Source organism: Geodermatophilus chilensis (assembly GCF_002802985.1).
Lineage (GTDB): Bacteria > Actinomycetota > Actinomycetes > Mycobacteriales > Geodermatophilaceae > Geodermatophilus > Geodermatophilus chilensis.
This window is the reverse complement of sequence record NZ_NVPT01000152.1, coordinates 1-12,312: the sequence shown is the minus strand read 5'-3', so window position 1 is coordinate 12,312 and position 12,312 is coordinate 1. Positions and strand designations below refer to the sequence as shown.

At 75.0% G+C, this 12,312-nt stretch carries 20 protein-coding genes; 7 read left to right on the top strand and 13 right to left on the bottom strand.

Features of this window, described 5'->3' with window-relative positions; all coding sequences use genetic code 11:
* Positions 1 to 165: 165 nt before the first annotated feature.
* The 6 genes from CNO22_RS21095 to CNO22_RS21070 all read right to left on the bottom strand — a co-directional run bounded on the left by CNO22_RS21095 (position 166) and on the right by CNO22_RS21070 (position 3,894).
* Positions 166 to 756: a TlpA family protein disulfide reductase gene (locus tag CNO22_RS21095; RefSeq protein WP_100501220.1), complete on the bottom strand. Its 591-nt coding sequence runs from the start codon at positions 754 to 756 to the stop codon at positions 166 to 168.
* On the bottom strand, positions 756 to 1,601 hold the full coding sequence (locus CNO22_RS21090) for a F510_1955 family glycosylhydrolase (protein WP_198588488.1): 846 nt from the start codon (positions 1,599 to 1,601) through the stop codon (positions 756 to 758). The genes CNO22_RS21095 and CNO22_RS21090 overlap by 1 nt, the downstream gene beginning before the upstream one ends.
* 164 nt (positions 1,602 to 1,765) lie before the next feature.
* Positions 1,766 to 2,725, bottom strand: coding sequence for a M56 family metallopeptidase (locus CNO22_RS21085; protein ID WP_100501216.1), 960 nt, complete (start codon positions 2,723 to 2,725; stop codon positions 1,766 to 1,768).
* Complete coding sequence (locus CNO22_RS21080) at positions 2,722 to 3,096, bottom strand: BlaI/MecI/CopY family transcriptional regulator (RefSeq protein ID WP_100501218.1); 375 nt, start codon at positions 3,094 to 3,096, stop codon at positions 2,722 to 2,724. The genes CNO22_RS21085 and CNO22_RS21080 overlap by 4 nt, the downstream gene beginning before the upstream one ends.
* Before the next feature lie 400 nt (positions 3,097 to 3,496).
* On the bottom strand, positions 3,497 to 3,685 hold the full coding sequence (locus CNO22_RS21075) for a hypothetical protein (protein WP_100501215.1): 189 nt from the start codon (positions 3,683 to 3,685) through the stop codon (positions 3,497 to 3,499).
* Complete coding sequence (locus CNO22_RS21070) at positions 3,682 to 3,894, bottom strand: hypothetical protein (RefSeq protein ID WP_100501214.1); 213 nt, start codon at positions 3,892 to 3,894, stop codon at positions 3,682 to 3,684. The genes CNO22_RS21075 and CNO22_RS21070 overlap by 4 nt, the downstream gene beginning before the upstream one ends.
* Positions 3,895 to 4,060: 166 nt before the next feature.
* Here CNO22_RS21070 and CNO22_RS21065 point away from each other — a divergent pair, with 166 nt between their 5' ends.
* Both CNO22_RS21065 and CNO22_RS21060 read left to right on the top strand, forming a co-directional pair.
* Positions 4,061 to 4,654 carry a TlpA family protein disulfide reductase gene (locus tag CNO22_RS21065; RefSeq protein ID WP_100501213.1) on the top strand — a complete coding sequence of 198 codons (594 nt, stop codon included), beginning with the start codon at positions 4,061 to 4,063 and terminating at the stop codon, positions 4,652 to 4,654.
* Complete coding sequence (locus CNO22_RS21060) at positions 4,651 to 5,517, top strand: cytochrome c biogenesis CcdA family protein (RefSeq protein WP_100501212.1); 867 nt, start codon at positions 4,651 to 4,653, stop codon at positions 5,515 to 5,517. The genes CNO22_RS21065 and CNO22_RS21060 overlap by 4 nt, the downstream gene beginning before the upstream one ends.
* Before the next feature lie 117 nt (positions 5,518 to 5,634).
* On the opposite strand, the gene CNO22_RS21055 is transcribed toward CNO22_RS21060, so the two are convergent.
* Together CNO22_RS21055 and CNO22_RS21050 are read right to left on the bottom strand one after the other, a co-directional pair.
* On the bottom strand, positions 5,635 to 6,024 hold the full coding sequence (locus tag CNO22_RS21055) for a hypothetical protein (RefSeq protein WP_100501211.1): 390 nt from the start codon (positions 6,022 to 6,024) through the stop codon (positions 5,635 to 5,637).
* Positions 6,014 to 6,253 (bottom strand): helix-turn-helix transcriptional regulator, encoded by a 240-nt coding sequence (locus CNO22_RS21050; RefSeq protein ID WP_100501210.1) that lies wholly within the window; start codon positions 6,251 to 6,253, stop codon positions 6,014 to 6,016. The genes CNO22_RS21055 and CNO22_RS21050 overlap by 11 nt, the downstream gene beginning before the upstream one ends.
* A 137-nt stretch (positions 6,254 to 6,390) precedes the next feature.
* Between CNO22_RS21050 and CNO22_RS30185 the strand changes: the two genes are divergently transcribed.
* Positions 6,391 to 6,474, top strand: coding sequence for an acyl-CoA dehydrogenase family protein (locus CNO22_RS30185; protein WP_269799614.1), 84 nt, complete (start codon positions 6,391 to 6,393; stop codon positions 6,472 to 6,474).
* A 236-nt stretch (positions 6,475 to 6,710) separates the two neighbouring features.
* Here CNO22_RS30185 and CNO22_RS21045 read toward each other — a convergent pair whose 3' ends face one another.
* Positions 6,711 to 7,205 carry a hypothetical protein gene (locus CNO22_RS21045; protein ID WP_100501209.1) on the bottom strand — a complete coding sequence of 165 codons (495 nt, stop codon included), beginning with the start codon at positions 7,203 to 7,205 and terminating at the stop codon, positions 6,711 to 6,713.
* 11 nt (positions 7,206 to 7,216) lie between these two features.
* Positions 7,217 to 7,429, bottom strand: a complete 213-nt coding sequence (locus CNO22_RS21040; RefSeq protein WP_100501208.1) for a hypothetical protein — start codon at positions 7,427 to 7,429, stop codon at positions 7,217 to 7,219.
* 97 nt (positions 7,430 to 7,526) lie between these two features.
* On the opposite strand from CNO22_RS21040, the gene CNO22_RS21035 reads away from it, so the two are divergent.
* Complete coding sequence (locus tag CNO22_RS21035; RefSeq protein ID WP_100501207.1) at positions 7,527 to 8,099, top strand: TetR/AcrR family transcriptional regulator; 573 nt, start codon at positions 7,527 to 7,529, stop codon at positions 8,097 to 8,099.
* An 82-nt stretch (positions 8,100 to 8,181) separates the two neighbouring features.
* Here CNO22_RS21035 and CNO22_RS21030 read toward each other — a convergent pair whose 3' ends face one another.
* The 3 genes from CNO22_RS21030 to CNO22_RS21020 all read right to left on the bottom strand — a co-directional run bounded on the left by CNO22_RS21030 (position 8,182) and on the right by CNO22_RS21020 (position 10,346).
* Positions 8,182 to 8,901, bottom strand: coding sequence for a F510_1955 family glycosylhydrolase (locus tag CNO22_RS21030; RefSeq protein ID WP_232807224.1), 720 nt, complete (start codon positions 8,899 to 8,901; stop codon positions 8,182 to 8,184).
* Between the two features lie 240 nt (positions 8,902 to 9,141).
* Positions 9,142 to 9,783 (bottom strand): DUF305 domain-containing protein, encoded by a 642-nt coding sequence (locus tag CNO22_RS21025; protein WP_100501206.1) that lies wholly within the window; start codon positions 9,781 to 9,783, stop codon positions 9,142 to 9,144.
* Between the two features lie 92 nt (positions 9,784 to 9,875).
* Positions 9,876 to 10,346: a hypothetical protein gene (locus CNO22_RS21020; RefSeq protein WP_100501205.1), complete on the bottom strand. Its 471-nt coding sequence runs from the start codon at positions 10,344 to 10,346 to the stop codon at positions 9,876 to 9,878.
* Positions 10,347 to 10,625: 279 nt separating this feature from the next.
* Here CNO22_RS21020 and CNO22_RS21015 point away from each other — a divergent pair, with 279 nt between their 5' ends.
* The 3 genes from CNO22_RS21015 to CNO22_RS21005 form a co-directional block, all read left to right on the top strand.
* Positions 10,626 to 10,835, top strand: coding sequence for a heavy-metal-associated domain-containing protein (locus CNO22_RS21015; protein WP_100501204.1), 210 nt, complete (start codon positions 10,626 to 10,628; stop codon positions 10,833 to 10,835).
* Positions 10,836 to 10,950: 115 nt separating this feature from the next.
* Positions 10,951 to 11,925: a hypothetical protein gene (locus tag CNO22_RS21010; protein ID WP_100501203.1), complete on the top strand. Its 975-nt coding sequence runs from the start codon at positions 10,951 to 10,953 to the stop codon at positions 11,923 to 11,925.
* 42 nt (positions 11,926 to 11,967) lie between these two features.
* Positions 11,968 to 12,312, top strand: a 345-nt coding sequence (locus CNO22_RS21005) for a cation transporter (RefSeq protein ID WP_198588487.1), incomplete at its 3' end; no start/stop codon positions are given.

Below are 12,312 nucleotides of genomic sequence, written 5' to 3'. Positions count from 1 at the left end.
GACAAGCGCGAGTTCGTCTTCCGGGGCACCATCGACGTCGCCTCGATCAAGATCTGGCTGCGGACCCCCGCCAACCAAGATCCGCCAGACACGCCCTAGCCGTGCAGCCCCCGCTGTCTGGCCGTGGCAGCCCCGACGCCGCTGAAGCGCCGGGCCGGTGGGCTCTCAGGATCCGCCGGGCGCGTCCGACGGCAGCAGCGTGTCGATCAGCCGCTGCAGCTCCTCGGAGGTCAGCTGTCCCATGACCCGGTCCACGATGCGGCCGTCGGCGTCCACGGCGAGGGTGACCGGTAGCCCGCGGGCCCCGAGCTCGCGCAGCAGCTCCCCGTCGGCGTCGACCGCGTGCGGATAGCCGATGCCCAGCTCGGCCAGGAACCAGCGGGCGGCTTCGGGATCGTCCTGCACGTCGACGCCGAGGAAGCGGATCTGCTCGCTGTGGCGGACGTGGGCGTCGTGCAGCAGGGGTATCTCCTCCCGGCAGGGGCCGCACCAGGTGGCCCACAGGTTGACCAGCGCCGGCCGGCCGGTGAGCCGGTCCAGGGGCACGTCGGGGCCCGGGCCCAGGCAGGGCAGGGTGAGTGTCGGCAGGCCGTCCGCGCCCACCACCGTGGGCTGCTCGGGCAGCTGCTCGCAGGTCGGCGCGACCAGGCCCGCCTCCCCGGTCGCCGGCTCCCGGGTCGGGGCGCTCGGCTGCCCGGTGGCGCAGCCGGCCAGCAGGGCCGCCACGAGGACCCCGCCGGCCAGCCGCGCGGGCATCACTGCCCGCGGTAGAGCTCGGTGAAGGTCGCCCCGCCGTCGGTCGAGGCCAGGACCGCGCCGTCCACGGCGACGTGGACCTCGTTCCCATCGACGGTCAGCGCCTCCGGCGCGCCGCCGACGTTCCCGCGCTCGGCCCAGGTCCGGCCGCCGTCGGTGCTGGTGTGGACGGTGCCGCCGGGGACGACGCCGGCGGCCTGCCCCCCGTCGGCGGCGATGTCGACCAGCACCAGCAGCGGTGCCTCCGGGACCGCGGTGAAGCTCACCCCGGCGTCCTCGCTGACCATCAGGCCGCACTCGGTGGTGGCCAGCACCCGCTGCGGGTCAGCCGGGTCCACGGCCAGGTCGGCGATCCGCATCCCGCCCCGGTCGGCCCATTCCTCGCCGTCCTCGCTGACCAACAACCGCCCACCGCTGTAGCCGTAGACCATCCCGTCGGCGGCGTCCAGGGCGTGGAAGTCGGCCTCGCCGGCCAGCGAGAGCGTCCTCCATGTCTGACCGCCGTCGGTGGTCTCGATCAGGCCGAGGTTGGCCGGGCCGTCCTGCCCGGCGCCGGGATGGCCGCTGGCCAGGTAGTGCTGGGGGCCGACGACGGTGAAGCCCATGAAGTCCTGTACCCGGTCGGCGGTGCGGGTCAGCTCGCCGTCGCCGGAGATGCGTACCAACCCGTAGTGGGTGCCGGCGTAGAGGGTGTCGTCGGCCGGGTCGACGCCCAGGCCGTGCACGTGCTCCAGGGTGACCTCCTCGCCGGAGGCGTGGGCGGCACCGTCCTCGTGGCTGCCCGTCTCACCGGCGGCAGCCTCGTCATCGGCGCCGCAGCCGGCGAGGACCAGCGCGCCGGCCACGGCTGCCCCGAGGGCTCCACGCCGCCGGGGACCACGGCCCCGCAGACCGGAGGAAGGACGGGTCGAACGGGTCGAGTCGGTGGGCAGGACGGACGGCAGCATCAGTTCCCCAGGGCCGGACAGTACTTACTACCGCCCATAGTAGCCCGTTGGGCGGAGGCGGGTCAGGTCCAGTCGGCCCCTGGCAGCAGGCACAGGCCGCTGGCCATCGCCGAGGCCAGCGGCCACGCGGCCAGCGCCACCGGCCCGGCCACCACCGTGACCGCGGCGGCCGCCCCGGCCATGCGGGACAGCGGGCCGACGGGGTCGGCCGGTCGCAGCAGCCGGGTCACCCGGACCGCGCCGGCGCCCTGGGCGGCCGGCAGCGCGGCGGCCGGGGCGCGCATGCCGGCGAGGGTGACCAGCGCGGAGGCGACCTCGACCCGGTCCACCCGCCGCGCGGCGGCGTCGTCGGCCAGCAGCTCGATCAGCCGCTCGATCTCCGCTCGGCCCCGGGAGAACAGCGGCACACCGGGGAAGGCCCGGTCGAGGATGCGAGTGGCGCCCACGGCCATGTGGTGGCGGCCGCGCAGGTGGGCTCGCTCGTGGGCCAGTACGGCGGCGAGCTCCTCTCCGGAGAGGGCCGCGAGGGCGGCGGTGGTCACCACGACGCTGCGGCGACGCCCGGGCAGGCAGAACGCAGCCGGCCGGTCGGAGTCGAGGATCGCCGCGCCCAGGGACGGCTCGGGGCGGGTGCCGGCCAGGATCGCCGCGCGCATCCGGTGGCGTTCCCGCCGGGTGTGCAGCCCGCTGAGGGCTGCCACCCAGCCCAGGCGCAGCAGCGTGCCCGCGCTGAGGGCGACGCCGGTGATTACGGCGGCCAGCTGCCCGGGTGAGCGGTAGACGCCGGCGATCGTCGCCGCGCAGGCGTCCAGGATCGCGGCCAGGCCCTCGCTGACCGCTGTCGCGGGGACCAGCAGCGTCAGCCCGGCGAGCACCACGGAGACCAGGAGCCCGGCCGAGGCGGCCAGCCACGCGGTGAGCGCCAGCCGCGGAGACCGGCCCGACCAGCCGGCGCCGATGACCCGGGGCGCCAGCACCGCCAGGACCGCGGCGAAGGCCAGCAGCCCGATCGCGGTGCTCATGCGTTCTTCGCCCGCCGGGCGGCCTCGACCGCGCTGTGCAGACTCGCGACGGCGTCGGGATCGAGGTCGGCGACGAAGTGCATGAGCACCTCGTCGCGGTCCCCGGCCGCGCCGAGCACGTCGCGCAGCAGTGCCGCCGAGTGCTCGGCCCGGGTGCGGGTGGGGCTGTACCGCCAGCCCCGCCCCGCCATCTCCCGCTGGAGCGCACCCTTGCCCACCAGGTTCGAGCAGACCGTCATCACCGTGGTGTAGGCCAGCGAGCGGGTGGTGTTCAGCTCCTCGAGGACCTCGCGGACCGTCGCCGGGCCCTCGCGCCGCCACAGCACCTCCATGACCGCGGCTTCCAGCTCGCCGAAGGGCCGCACCGCCACCTCCACATCCGTTCCGCCGCGCCAGCGCGCGCCCGAGTTGCCGCGCCGTGTCACACGGACAATCCGCCGACCGCGGCAGGACTTCCGGCCACAGTACTACCGCAGGTAGTGGACGAGCCCGCCCTGCCCGCGCCGCCGCAGGGGTTATCCGGTCGCCGGAGCCGAACGGGGGCCTCGCAGTGAGGCGATCACCAGCAGGGCCGCGCCGACCACGATGAGCAGGGCCGACCACAGCTGCGACTGGGTCAACCCGATCAGCAGAGGTTGCCGCGTGCTCGGCCAGGAAGTACAGCTTGCCGCCGACGAATCCGGCGATCGTGGTGGCCACCACGATCGTCCACGCCCGGTCGGGCTCTCACCCCAGGTGGCGGAACTCCCGGCGCCCCGGCGGCGGGCTCGGCTACTGAGCCCGCAGCCGGTCCCGCTCAGCGCGGGCCTGGCGCAGCCGCCGGTCCAGGTCCTCTGCGGCCGCCGAGGTTCCGGCCGGGCGGCCGTGGCAGGCACCGCTGCGCAGAGGCCGCAGGCAGCACAGATAGGTGGCGGTCAGGGCCACGGTCAGGACCAGGGCCGGTAGCAGCCATCCGCTCACCGGCTCGGCTCGACCGGCCTCGGGGCGCCGCCGGCGCCGGAGCGCTCGGCGCGCAGCTGGTCGATCTCGGCCCGCAGGCCGGCGAGCTCGGCCTGCTTGTCCTCGGCCGCCTGCGGCCGCGATCCGTGGCCGCGGCTCATCATCCACATCATCGCTCCCATGCCGACCGGGCAGGCCAGCAGCACCGGCAGGTAGAGCAGGTCCGACATCGGCCCTCCACGGGTACGGGGCGCCCCGGCGGCGCCACTATGCCCGATAGTAGACCAGTGCTCCTACCTGTCATAGTAGGGGCGTGGTGAGGGAGCAGCTCTGTCGCACAGCCTGCCGCCGCAGGCGTTCGGGCCCGGCCACGGCGGTCCCACCGCGGGGACGTCGATGAGCCGGCCGTTCAGCCGCCGAGCCCTGCTGCTGGCCGCCGGAGCGGCCGCCGGCGCGCTCGCCGGCTGCTCCACCGGCCGGGACGGCGCCGCCGGGCCTCCCCGGGAGTATGAGTTCACCGGCCCCACGCCGACGGCGACGGTGATCGCCGAGGACCGGCGGGCACCGGCGCCGGCCTTCTCCGGTGAGCTGCTCGACGGCAGCCCGTTCGACTCCTCCTCCCTGGCCGGAGACATCGCCGTCATCAACTTCTGGGGGTCGTGGTGCGTGCCCTGCCGGGTGGAGACCCCGGAGTTCCAGGCCGTGCACGCCGAGGTCGCCGACCGCGGCGTGCAGTTCCTCGGCATCGACGTCAAGGACCAGCGGCAGCTGGCGACCGCCTTCATCGAGGAGCTCGGGGTGGCCTACCCGTCGGTCTTCGACCCGCGCGGTGAGGTCCCGTTGGCCTTCCGCGGCTTCCCGGCCAACGTCGTGCCCTCCACGATCCTGCTCGACCGCGACGGGTGGGTGGCCGCCGTCTACACCGGCCAGGTCCGCGGTGCGGACCTGCGCACCGCCGTCGAGCTCCTGCTGGCCGAGGACCGGGCGTGAGCGACCTCGGGGCCACCTTCGCCGGCATCGTCACCGACGGCTCGCTGCTGCTGGCCGTCGCCGTGGCCGCGCTGGTCGGGCTGATCAGCTTCGCCTCGCCCTGCTGCCTGCCGCTGATCCCCGGCTACGTCAGCTACGTCGCCGGCCTCGCCGGGTCGGGGGCCACCGCCGGCCGGCCCCGGGTGGCGGCGGCCGACGGTCCTCCCGCGCCATCGACCAGCTCCTGCGCGGAGGTGACCCCGGGGTCCACGGCCGCGACCTCACCGCCCGCTGCCGGCCGCGGCCGGGTGCTGGCCGGATCGCTGCTGTTCATCGCCGGCTTCAGCGCCGTCTTCGTCTCCTTCGGCGCTCTCTTCGGCGGGCTCGGCCGGCTGCTGCTGGAGTGGTCCCCGGTGCTCACCCGGGTCGCGGGCGTCGTGGTCATCGGCATGGGGCTGTCCTTCCTCGGCGCCATGCCGTGGCTGATGCGTGAACGCCGCATCCACCGCCGGCCCCCGGCCGGGCTGGCCGGCGCTCCGCTGCTCGGCGTCGTGTTCGGCCTCGGGTGGACCCCCTGCCTCGGCCCGACCCTGGCCGCGGTCAACACGCTGGCCTACACCCAGGCCTCAGCCGGCCGCGGCGCCGTCCTCGCCGCCGCCTACTGCCTGGGCCTGGGCATCCCCTTCGTCTTGGTCGCCCTCGGCGCCCGCCGTACCCTGACCTTCTCCGCCCTCGCCCGCCGCCACGCCCCGACCGTCATGCGGGCCGGGGGCGCGCTGCTCATCCTGCTGGGGATCCTGCTCGTCACCGGGTGGTGGGACGCGCTGATGATCTGGCTGCGAGCGTGGCTGGGCGCCAGCGGGTTCGGTACGTCCGTCGTGTGAGCTGAGCCAAGCAGGCGGGGTTTGCAGGTTTCCCCGGCCTGCCGAACGCACCTCGCACCGGCGTCGACGCCGGACACCGACTGGTCAGCCGCGAGCCCCAGCCGGGGGCGGCTTCCGCTACTCCTTCCGGCCGCCCTTGCTCCGACGGCGCCGACCCTCCCGGCAGCGCACCGAGCCGATCTGGTCGGCGATGTGCGTGTTCCAGTCGGACTTGTAGGCCGCGATCGTGCCGTCCGGGCGCTTCTCCGCCCGCATGGTGTCGATCATGTCCTGCACCAGCCCCTTGAGCGTCCTCCCGCTCTTGGGCCCGATCAGCACTGGGCCGCGGGCGAACTGGTCGCGCAGCTCTGCCGCACGGGCCTCGGCGTTCTCCCGGGTGCCGTGCCGCTCCCACTCACGGGTGCCCTGGCCGGGCTTTCCGCCGGTCCAGTAGGCGAGGCGGCCGTCGGGGTAGATCCGGACCGGGTCGCCGTCGCGGCGAAGGGTGATCTTCTTGCTAGCGGACACGGTTGCCTCCCTTGCGCCCCGCCGGGGCGGAGCCGCCGTCGGCGACCCAGCGCGGCACGGCGTCGGCCGGCCAGCGCGGCTTGCGGCCGACCAGGCGGGGGGTGGGGAAGGAGGCGTCCTTCTTCCGGAGGTTGCGGATGTGCCGCTCGCTGACGTTGAGGTAGCGGGCGGCCTGCTGGGTGTTCCAGGCCGGTTCGTCGGCGGGGATCCCGTTGATGGTGTTGGCCATGACCGGACCCGTGCGGGGCAGCCATCCGATGCGCAGTCGCCCGGCACGCAGCGGTCCCGGCGGGCGCCGAGTGGCACCCCGTACGTGACGGCTGTGAGACGGCGACCAACGAACGTGTAGGTCAGGGGAGGGAAGCGGTGCTGGGATCGAGGACCACCCAGATCTACGAGGGCACCAACCAGGTGCAGCGCATGGTGATCGCCCGCAGCCTCCTGAAGTAGAGCGCCGGCCTGCGGTCCGCAGGACGCCGGCCGCCACGGGGACGCCGGCGTCGTCCTCCCCAGTCGTCGCCCGTGGGATGGTCCGGACACCCGGTGGAGGCGGAGGAGCAACCGGTGGGACGCACGGGTGCCGCGCCGGCGCTGCGAGCTCTGGCAGCCCTGACTCTCGGGGGCACGAGCGGGTCGAGCGAGTACCAGGTGGCGAGCTCCCGTCGTCGTGGCGGCGCCGGTGGCAGTTAGGCCGGGCGGCGACCGAGGGTTGTGAGACCGCGGGGCTTGACGACCGCGAGCGCGGTGGCGCCGACCAGCACGACGAGCGCGGCGGCGGCGTCGACGAGCAACTGCACCTGCATCCGGCCGGTCTCCGCACCGAAGGCCGCCCCGGTGGAGGCGAGCTCGCCGAGGTGCCCGATCGGCTGCGTGTGCAGGAGCAGCAGCGCGGTGGCCGCGACGGTGAGCCCGAGCTTGATCGCCACCCACCAGTGGCGCAGCAGGCCCCACTGCGTGCCCAGCGACTGCGCCACGCCGCTGACCAGCGAGGCCAGGCACAGTGGCACGATGACTGCCTCGGTGACCACCTGTGCGCCGACGTAGGCACCGCGGACCGCTGCCGGATCCTGCCCGGCCAGCCCGGCGACAGCCAGGGCGAGGAATGCCGCCACCGCACCCAACCAGCCCACCGACGTCACGACGTGGGCGGTCAGCGCCCACCGCCGCACGCCGGGCGGCATCACCGCACCTCTCACCACGGCACCGCGGCCGGCTCGTCGTGCCCGGAGACACCGGCCGCCAGGCCGAGGTGGTCGCCCGGACCGCCCGGGCTGTTGCCCGTGGCGTGCAGCACCGCGATCAGCACGACGAGCACCAGCAGCAGCACGCCGAGGACCTTCACCCAGCGCGGCGTGCCGCTCGAAGGCCCGGGGCCCGACGCCGGGTCGCTGGTCGGATCGGTCACGTCCTCCTCCTGCCTGCGGCCGGGTGGTCACCCGACCCTCGATGGAGACAAATTGTATGTACCCATAGGCGCGCCGTCTCGCTCGTATGATGGACCGGTGCCGCGACTGTGGACGGAGACGATCGCCGACCACCGGCATGCCGTCCGCGACGCCGTCCTGGACGCCACCGCTGCCCTCGTCGCCGAGCGCGGCCTGGCCGGGATCGCGATGTCGCAGCTGGCCGAGCGCGCCGGCATCGGCCGGGCAACGCTGTACAAGTACTTCCCCGACCTCGACGCGGTGCTGCGCGCCTGGCACCAGCGGCAGGTCGGCCGCCACCTCGAGCAGGTGGTGACGGCCGCCGACGGGGCGGGCGGCGGTGCCTGGGCCCGCCTGGAGGCCGTGTTGCGCGCCTACGCCTCCTCGATCGGCCAGCACGACGGCTCACTGATGGCGGTGTCGCTGCACGGCGGCGAGCACGTCGGCCGGGCGCATGCGCAGCTGGGGGAGTTCCTCGCCGGCCTGCTGGCCGCGGGCGTCCGCGCCGGCTGCGTGCGCGCTGACGTGCCGGTCGGCGAGCTGGCCGGCTACGCCCTGGCCGCGTTGTCCGCCGCGGCCGGCCAGCGCGATGCTCCCGCGCGGGAGCGCCTGGTGGGGGTCACCCTGGCCGGCTTGCGCCCGCCGGGCTGACCGCGCGAGCCCCCTGCGCTGACCGGTGGCGCCGGGACTCCGGCGCGCCACCCGGTGAGGCGGGGGCGCGACGCCGGGCGGATCAGTCGCTCAGCACGTCGGTGAACGTGCGCCCGCCGTCGGCCGACTCGAGGACGCCCTCGGCGGTGACCACGGCGATCCGCGGCCCGTCGTCGGCCGCGGCCACGGCATGCGGCGGAGACCCCAGTCGTGGCCCCTCCTGCCAGGTGTCGGCGGCGTCGGTGCTGGTCCACAGCGTGCCGGCCGGGTCGACGCCGACCACCGTGCGGCCGTCGCCGGCCCAGGTGACCACCTGCAGCAGCGGTGCACCGGCGGCGGGCGTCCAGGAGGCGCCGCCGTCGGCCGAGCGCAGGAGTCCCTGCGCGGTGGTCGCCAGTACCTGGCCGCCGTCCGGGCTGGCGGCCAGCGTGTGCGGTTCGGCCGGGATCTGCCGCCGTTCCCACGCCTGGCCGTCGGTGCTGGCGACCAGCGACCCGTCGTAGCCGAGGACTCCGGCGTCGCTGACCGTCAGGGCGTGGAAGTCCGACTGCCCCTGCCGGGACACCGGCGTCCAGGTGCGTCCGCCGTCGGTGGTCTCGATGAGCCCGACCGGCTGGGGCAGGTCGACGTGCAGGCCGGGGTGGCCCGAGGCGAGGTAGTGGTCGGGGCCGGCGACGGTGAAGCCCATGAGGTCGAGCACCGGACCCACCTGGGTCAGCGCGCCGTCGCTGACCTCGAGCAGGCCGTGGTGGGTGGCCAGCAGCAGGGTGCCGTCGCCAGGGTCGTAGGCGGCGCCGTGCACGTGGGTGAGCTCCAGTGCAGGTGCGGCGGACGTCGACGGGTCGGCCGTCGGTGCCGGCTCGGCGCTCGAGCAGCCGGCCAGCGCAGCGGTCGCGACGCCGGCGACGGCGACCGCTCGAGCCGACGGCTGGACAGGGGAGTGGAACGGGGCAGGAGCACGTCGGGCCTCCGAGGCTGCGCGAGGTGGCGGTGGACGCCCCGCGGCGGGCGGGCACGGGGCCCACCCGCCGCGGGGTCCGGCTCAGCCGCCGAGCTCGGTCAGCAGCTGCTCCATCTCGGCGATCTCGTCGTTCTGCGTGTCGCGGATGGTCTGGGCCATCGCGATCGCGTCGGGGTTCTCGCCCTCGGCGATCTCGGTCTCGGCCATCTGCACCGCCCCGCGGTGGTGGGCGGTCATCTGCTCCAGGAACAGGCGGTCGAACGAGGCCCCGGACGCCTCGGCCAGGGCCGCCATGTCCTCGGCGGTCATCATCCCGCCCATGTCGCCGTGGCCCATGCTCCCGTGGCCGGTGCCGGAGGAGTCGGTGGCCTCGGCGCCCCAGGCCTCCAGCCACCCGGACAGCGTCTCGATCTCGGGGGCCTGGGCGGCTTCGATGCGGGCAGCGAGGTCCTCGACCCGGGGGTCGGCGGCCCGGTCGGCGGCCAGCTGCGACATCTCCACGGCCTGCTGGTGGTGGGGCAGCATGCCCTGCGCGAAGGTGACATCGGCGTCGTTGAACTGCGCCGCGGCGTCGGAGGCCCCGGCCGACGCGCTTGCCGAGGAACTGCCGGACATGCCCGACATGCCCTCGTGGCCGCCGTCGCCGGAGCAACCGGCGAGGGCGAGGGCGCCGGCGAGCAGGGCGCCGGTCAGGACGGTGGAGCGTGCGGTGGTGCGGTTCATCTGTGGGATCTCCTGCGGTCGTTGCTGGATGTAGGCGTGCATGGACCGCCGCCGCGGCAGCTGTGCCGGAGCGGGACGGTCGGGCGGTCGGCCTACGTCCGTAGGACGCAGAGGGAGAACGGATCCGGCGGCCGCAGCGGGGCGGGCCAGGACAGCCCGCGCAGCCACGCCGGCAACGGGGCCGACGGTGCCGGCCGCAGCAGCCGGCGTGCGGCGAGGATGAGCAGGACCGCCAAGCCAGCGGCGAGCACCGCAAGGCAGATGGCCCAGAGGTGACCGGGCAGGCCGTGCCAGTGCCCTGGTGTGCTGCCCACAGTGGTGGTCGGGGCGGCGTCGTGATGGGCGACCAGTGGGGCCATCACCGACGCCTCGGAGCCGTGGCCCGCCGCGGACGGGGTCAGGTGAGCGTCAGTGGCAGGGAGCGTGACCAGCACCGCTGGGGTGTCGGAATCATGGGCGCCGTGCGCCGCGCCGCCGGCCGGCGACCCGCACTGCAGCCCGTGGCCGAGGAAGACCGCAGCGAGCAGCAGCACCGCCGCCCAGCCCCGCGCCGCCGTCCCCACCCCGTCGAGGCTACGAGCCCGCCGGACGCTGCGCCGGGCCCAGGGCCCGGCGCAGCCGGACCCGGCCAGTTGGGGGCACGGGGCGGCCGGCCGGCCGCCGAGGACCATCTCACCCCGCGGCGGGGCGGGCCGCCGCCGCCGGCGGTGAGCACCAGGTGGCGGGAAGCGGCGCACAGTGCGACGGGGGACACAGCCTCTTGCGGGAAGTACCCCCTGGGGGTAAACCTTGTACCGCATACCACCAGGGGGTACCTCCCCCGTTCGGAGAGGAGAGCGCCCGTGAGCACCACCCACCACGCCGTTCACGGCATGACCTGCGGCCACTGCGCCGGCGCGGTGACCGAGGAGGTCTCGAAGATCCCGGGTGTCACCGGTGTGCGGGTCGACGTGGCCGCCGGCCGGGTGACCGTCGAGGCCGACCCGCCGGTGCCCGCCGACGCGGTCGTCGCTGCGGTCCACGAGGCCGGCTACGAGGTCGTGCCCGCCTGAGTGCGAGGCGATCGCCCGCGCCTCGTCCGGTCCTGACCCGCACCCTGGACCGTCCGCAACCGGTCCGTCCCCACCCGATCCGCCCGTTCCGGGTCGTCCGCAGGAGGAGACCTCGATGAACACCCCCGCCAGGCTCGGCGCCTACACGCTCGGGCTGGTCGCCGTCTTCGGGGCGGCCGCTGCCATCGGTTCCGCAGTCGGCCCCGTCGGCCCGGCCACCCGGGACACTGCTTCCCACACCCAGTCGCACCCGGAGTCCCCGATGGACACCAGCGCACAGCGGGGATCCGCCGCGGGCACCCACTTGCCCGGTGGCCTGCAGATCTCCCAGGACGGCTACACCCTCGACGTGGCCGGCCAGCTGCCGGCCGGGACGGCCACCCCCGTGTCCTTCCGGATCCTCGGGCCGGACGGGCATCCGCTCACCGCCTACGACACCGCCCACGACGAGGACCTCCACCTCATCGCCGTGCGGCGGGACCTGACCGGCTACCAGCACGTGCACCCGGACCTGGCCGCCGACGGCGCCTGGTCGATCCCGCTGGAGCTGGCCCCCGGCACCTGGCGTCTGTTCACCGACTTCGACCCCGCCGGCGACGACCCGGCGCTCGTCCTGGGCGCCGACGTCGCGGTCGCCGGCGAGCACGCCCCGCAGCCGTTGCCCGAGCCCTCACGCACCGCCGAGGTCGACGGGTACGTCGTCACCCTCGACGGGCAGCTGACCCCTGGTACGGAGTCGCAGCTGACCCTGTCGGTCAGCCGGGACGGGCAGCCGGTCACCGACCTGCAGCCCTACCTCGCCGCGTACGGGCACCTGGTCGCGCTGCGCGACGGCGACCTGGCCTACCTGCACGTCCATCCGGCCGGTGAGCCCGGCGACGGCACCACCGCACCGGGCCCGGACATCACCTTCGCCGCCACCGCTCCCTCGGCCGGGACCTACCGGCTGTTCCTGGACTTCTGGCACGGCGACGTGGTGCGCACCGCCGAGTTCACCGTCCGCGCCGGCGACACCGACGCCGCAGCCACCGGCAGCGATGCCCCCGCGGGCGCGGGCGGGCACGGCGACACCGGCCACGCCCACGGCTGACGCCCACTTCCTGACCACGGCGAGCACGCTCGGAGGACGACGATGAGCTCCGCGACACAGCACACGAACCCCTCGGCCGCGGCCGGCGAGAACCAGGTCGAGCTGGCCAGCGGCGGGATGACCTGCGCCTCGTGCGCCGCGCGCATCGAGAAGAAGCTCAACCGGCTCGAGGGCGTCACGGCGACGGTGAACTACGCCACCGAGAAGGCGAAGGTCACCTTCAGCGGCGACGTCACGCCCGACGACCTCATCGCGACGGTGGAGAAGACCGGCTACACCGCGCAGCTGCCCGAGCCGCCTGCCCCTTGGCCCCGTCCCGAGCCCGGCCCCGCCGCAGGGACCCGTCGCGAGCTCGGGAGCGGCGGGGCCTGTCCCTTATACACCTCT

Excerpts from the sequence above, each read along its gene's own strand:
- CNO22_RS21095 (WP_100501220.1), bottom strand. The coding sequence starts at position 756 with ATGCCCGCGCGGCTGGCCGGCGGGGTCCTCGTGGCGGCCCTGCTGGCC.
- CNO22_RS21085 (WP_100501216.1), bottom strand. The coding sequence starts at position 2,725 with ATGAGCACCGCGATCGGGCTGCTGGCCTTCGCCGCGGTCCTGGCGGTG.
- CNO22_RS21070 (WP_100501214.1), bottom strand. The coding sequence starts at position 3,894 with ATGTCGGACCTGCTCTACCTGCCGGTGCTGCTGGCCTGCCCGGTCGGC.
- CNO22_RS21065 (WP_100501213.1), top strand. The coding sequence starts at position 4,061 with ATGAGCCGGCCGTTCAGCCGCCGAGCCCTGCTGCTGGCCGCCGGAGCG.
- CNO22_RS21050 (WP_100501210.1), bottom strand. The coding sequence starts at position 6,253 with ATGGCCAACACCATCAACGGGATCCCCGCCGACGAACCGGCCTGGAAC.
- CNO22_RS21045 (WP_100501209.1), bottom strand. The coding sequence starts at position 7,205 with ATGCCGCCCGGCGTGCGGCGGTGGGCGCTGACCGCCCACGTCGTGACG.
- CNO22_RS21025 (WP_100501206.1), bottom strand. The coding sequence starts at position 9,783 with ATGAACCGCACCACCGCACGCTCCACCGTCCTGACCGGCGCCCTGCTC.
- CNO22_RS21010 (WP_100501203.1), top strand. The coding sequence starts at position 10,951 with ATGAACACCCCCGCCAGGCTCGGCGCCTACACGCTCGGGCTGGTCGCC.